The sequence below is a fragment of the Arthrobacter sp. H20 genome, from assembly GCF_000520515.1.
Taxonomy (GTDB): domain Bacteria; phylum Actinomycetota; class Actinomycetes; order Actinomycetales; family Micrococcaceae; genus Arthrobacter_D.
In genome coordinates this window covers 1-4,000 of sequence record NZ_KI914753.1, presented here as the reverse complement: position 1 = coordinate 4,000, position 4,000 = coordinate 1, and the positions used below count along the sequence as shown (strand labels likewise).

Sequence of the window (4,000 nt, the reverse complement as noted above, 5' to 3'; positions counted from 1 at the left end):
CGTCAAGGCGGCCGCCGCTGCGGTGAAGAGCAGCGCTGCGGGGTAGCCGGTGTGCGGGGCCAGGAGGGCCAGCACGTACGGTACGGCCAGACCGGAGTACGCCAGGCTGTAGAACAGGGCGATCACAGCCCCGAGTTCCCCGGCCGCGGCGATGTCCTCGGTCTCCCGCAACCCCACGATGAGACAGATTCCATATCCGGCACCGAGCAGCAGGGCCGCCGCAGCGGCGGCTCCCATCCCGGGACGGGCGGTGGCGTATGCAGCTGCGGCGCAGCCTGCGGCAACAATGCCAAGGCCCGTCATCGCGGCGGTCGTTCCGCCGCGGGATGCTCCGGCCTGGTGCAGGCGCCGTCCCAAAGGCTGCGAGATCACCCCCGCCGCGAGGGTGCCGGCGGCGAGAAGACCGGGGAAGGCCACACCGAGGACACCGGTCGGGCCGGTCGCATGCGCCGGGAGGGTGGTGAAGGCCAGGGTGACGCTGCCGAACACCCAGGGCGCCATGGGCACGACCACGCGCAGGAACCGGGCCGAGAACGCCGATGCGGGCAACAGCGGCGCCCGGGCGTGGACGGTCCTGCCCACGGTAAGTGTTTCGCGTGCGCGCGGGAGCATTACCAGGGCGGTACCGGCCAGGGCCAGATGCACTACGTAGGGCAGTACCTGCGGCGCCGGACCCCATTGGGCCAGCGGGCCGGCGACGAGTGGCCCGACCCCGAACCCTGCCGTCAGTGCCAGCGCGGCCCGCCGCGCACCTGTCCCTGAAGCGCCTTCGCCGGAGAGCTCCTTCACCCAGGCCGTACCGGCCGTAAACACGGCCCCGGAGACGACCCCGGTGAGGAGCCTGCCCGCGTACAGCCCGCTCACGCCCCACTGGCCGGTGATCAGCACAGCGGTCGCCAGCAGCGATAATGCGGTGAAGGCCAGCATGACCGGGCGGCGTCCCCTGGCATCGCTGACTCTTCCGCCCAGGACCAGCCCCGGGATCAAACCTAGGGCGTAGACACCGAACACGGCCGTCGCTTCGGCGTCCGAGAGGGCGAGTGCGCGGCGGTAGAGCGCGAGCAGGGGAACGAACTGGTTCGCCCCGTACCCGGCGGCGAACATCGCCAGCGCCGGCCACCGCCACTGCCCCCTCATCGACGGGTTCCTTTCAGGCAAGCGTTTCGGTCGCGCCCCGGTCTTTCGGACCAGCCTGCCGGTCTAGCCGGCCTAAATGCTGGAGTGCTCCGCAACGGCTTCCTCCAGGGCGGCCTTGCGCGCGAAGAGGGTTCTGTCCACCGCGGCGGGGTCTTCACGGTTCAAGGTGATCATCGCGCTGCGGGTCGCTCCTCCCCGCACCACCGTCAGGGCGCCCTCTTCCATCCCGGCCACCGCGGCGGCTGCGACGTCCTCCGGGCTCTCGTATTCGAAGCCGTGCTCCGCCCCCGCCTGGGAGCTGTCCATCATCGGTGTACTGGTCGCGCCGGGATAGACGGTGAGGACGTGGACGCCCTCACCGTAGAGTTCCCGGCGCAGGGCCTCCCCGAAATGCGCGATCCCTGCCTTCGTCGCAGCATAGGTGGAATAAAACGGCATACCGATCAGTCCGATGCCCGATGAAACGTTCACGACCAGCCCGTCACCGGGAGCGCGGAGCGCCGGGATGGCCGCGCGGGTCAGAAGGATCGGCGCGGTCAAATTCAACGCGATCTGGGCCAGCACCTCGGACTCATCCAAGGTCTCCAACCGGCCGGCGCGGACGTTGCCGGCGTTATTGATCAGGACATCAACGCCCCCGAAGTGGTCCTGTGCGACGGCGACCACGATGTCCGGGGCGCCCGGCACTGTCAGGTCCAAGGCCACCACGTGCGCCTGGCCGCCCCGCTCCCGCACCATCGCAGCGACTTCCTCCAAAGGCTCACGCCGGCGTCCCACCAGGGTAAGCCTGGCCGCACGTGCGGCCAGCTCCAACGCCATCGCCGCACCGATACCGCTACCGGCACCGGTCAGAAGAATTGAACGCTCTTGCAGATCCATAAAAAATCCCTTCATAAAGCAACAACAACGTGGTTAAGCGCGGCCGGGAACTGCAGGAATGCCGGTCCCCACGAAACTCTCAACCGCCGCCACCACCGCCAAAATTCCCTTTCCCGCAATCCAAAGCCGCAGGGCTACCACGGTCCAGCATTCCTATCCGTGTCCTCGGGCGACCATTGAGGGCGTGCTCAGGGGCCGCTGCCGATGGTTTCCGGTTCGGCGTTGCCCAAGGGCCATCACAGCCCTGGACGGTACGGAGAGCACCCGCCTCATGGTTCCGAGCTTGGTGCTTTTCGATTAGGTGGCGGTGCCGCAGGCCGGACCCCTTGACTTCCCTTGGGGGGAAGGTTCTAACGTGGTCAATGTCGGACGGGACAAGCTGTCCGGGATGGAAAGGAGACCAGCGATGGCACTGCAAGAGGGAGAGGTTTACCGGCTCTTCAGAATTGAGAGTGTAGTTTCGGTCTGAATCCGCCGGATTCGAGTAGTGATCTGGCGACATAGTTGGTGATGTTTGTGAAGCCGAGGGCGGATCCGCGGAGGTGTTCGAGGCGTCCATTGATGGCTTCGGTGGGGCCGTTGGATGTCCCTGGGCGGTCGAAGTAGGCAAGGACATCTTGGGCCCGGCGATTGAGGGTTCGCCCGAGTGTTTTAAGCTCAATGAGCGCGGCGGGAACGCCTGTGCCCAGGGATGTGATCACTGCTTGCATCAACTTTCGTCCCTTGGCCCGGTCCGCCTCCCGGTAGGCGGCAACCATGCGCTGGTAAATCCCCCAACTCGCTTCTACCTCGACGTGGGTGTCCGTTTCGAACAGGGCTTCAAGACGTGCACGTTGCTTCTCGGTGAGCAGATCCGCCCCGGTATGAAGGGTTAGCCTTGCCGAATACAGAGGGTCGCCGGCACGCCCACGATGCCCGCAGGATTGTTGCTGGACTCGTCGTCGGCAACTATCCAGACCCTCTCCGGCCAGGCGGATGACGTGGAAGGGATCCATCACCGGAACAGCTCCGGGAAGTTCTTCGGTCGCGGCGCTCTTGAACCCGGAGAACCCGTCCATGGCCACGACCTCGATCCTGTCCCGCCATTGTTGCGGGCGTGCTTTTAGCCAGGAGGCGAAGACTTGTTTTGAGCGGCCTTCGACCATATCCAGCAGGCGGGACGGGCCCGTGCCGCCCCTGATCGGGGTCAGGTCGATGATCACGGTGACGTACTTGTCCCCGCGGCGGGTGTGCCGCCAAACATGCTCGTCAACACCGATGACTTTGACCCCGTCGAACCGGTGCGGATCGTCAATGAGTACACGCTTACCTTCGGCCAGGACAGCTTTGTTGGCAGTATTCCACGTCACGCCGAGCCCTTCGGCGACGCGGGCGACCGTGAGGTGTTGGCGTACGATCCCCTCCAACGCCCACCGCAGCCCCCGTCGGGAGAGTTTCGCCCGCGGTTCGGCGGCTTTGGACGTGTCCTGCCGCCACACCTGCCCGCACCCGGAGCATTTGTATCTGCGTACCCTGACCAGCAGCGTGGTCGGGCGCCAGCCGAAGGGTTCGTGACCGAGCTGGCGGGTCACCGTGTCCCGAGGAACGCCTTGACACCCACAGCTACGGCACCACTCATCCGGGTCCACAACACGGCAAGCAAGAACGGCGCGATCACGGCTCAGAAACTGCCCCGTGGCCTCGAGCCCGAGTTCATCGAGGCGGCAGAATGTGGTCAGGTCAGGACTATGAAAGGTAGCGTGGAACACGAGGGCCTTGCGGTAGAGAAAACAGCGGAGTCGATACCCTGATTCTCTCCCAAGGCCCTCACCTCAGCCGAAACAACCTCCCGGCCACGGACTCCTCACACGGCGCCGCTGATTACACTCTCAATTCTGAAGAGCCGGATATACCTGCTCGCGTAGCGGGCCGTCCGTTGCCAGCTTACTGTCCTTGCACCGTGCGCGGGCGGCGGTAGCAGCCCGGTGGGCGCCGTACGGCAAAT

At 65.9% G+C, this 4,000-nt stretch carries 3 protein-coding genes; all 3 read right to left on the bottom strand.

Features of this window, described 5'->3' with window-relative positions; translation table 11 throughout:
• The coding region (locus tag Y703_RS20225; protein WP_051427642.1) for an MFS transporter at positions 1-1,137 on the bottom strand (1,137 nt) is incomplete at its 3' end.
• 72 nt (positions 1,138-1,209) lie between these two features.
• Positions 1,210-2,016, bottom strand: coding sequence for an SDR family NAD(P)-dependent oxidoreductase (locus tag Y703_RS0114980; protein ID WP_026553359.1), 807 nt, complete (start codon positions 2,014-2,016; stop codon positions 1,210-1,212).
• Positions 2,017-2,456: 440 nt separating this feature from the next.
• On the bottom strand, positions 2,457-3,764 hold the full coding sequence (locus tag Y703_RS0114970) for an ISL3 family transposase (RefSeq protein WP_026553358.1): 1,308 nt from the start codon (positions 3,762-3,764) through the stop codon (positions 2,457-2,459).
• Positions 3,765-4,000 lie beyond the last annotated feature (236 nt).

Bases quoted from the DNA above. Each gene is read 5' to 3' on its own strand.
- Y703_RS0114980 (WP_026553359.1), bottom strand. From the start codon at position 2,016: ATGGATCTGCAAGAGCGTTCAATTCTTCTGACCGGTGCCGGTAGCGGT.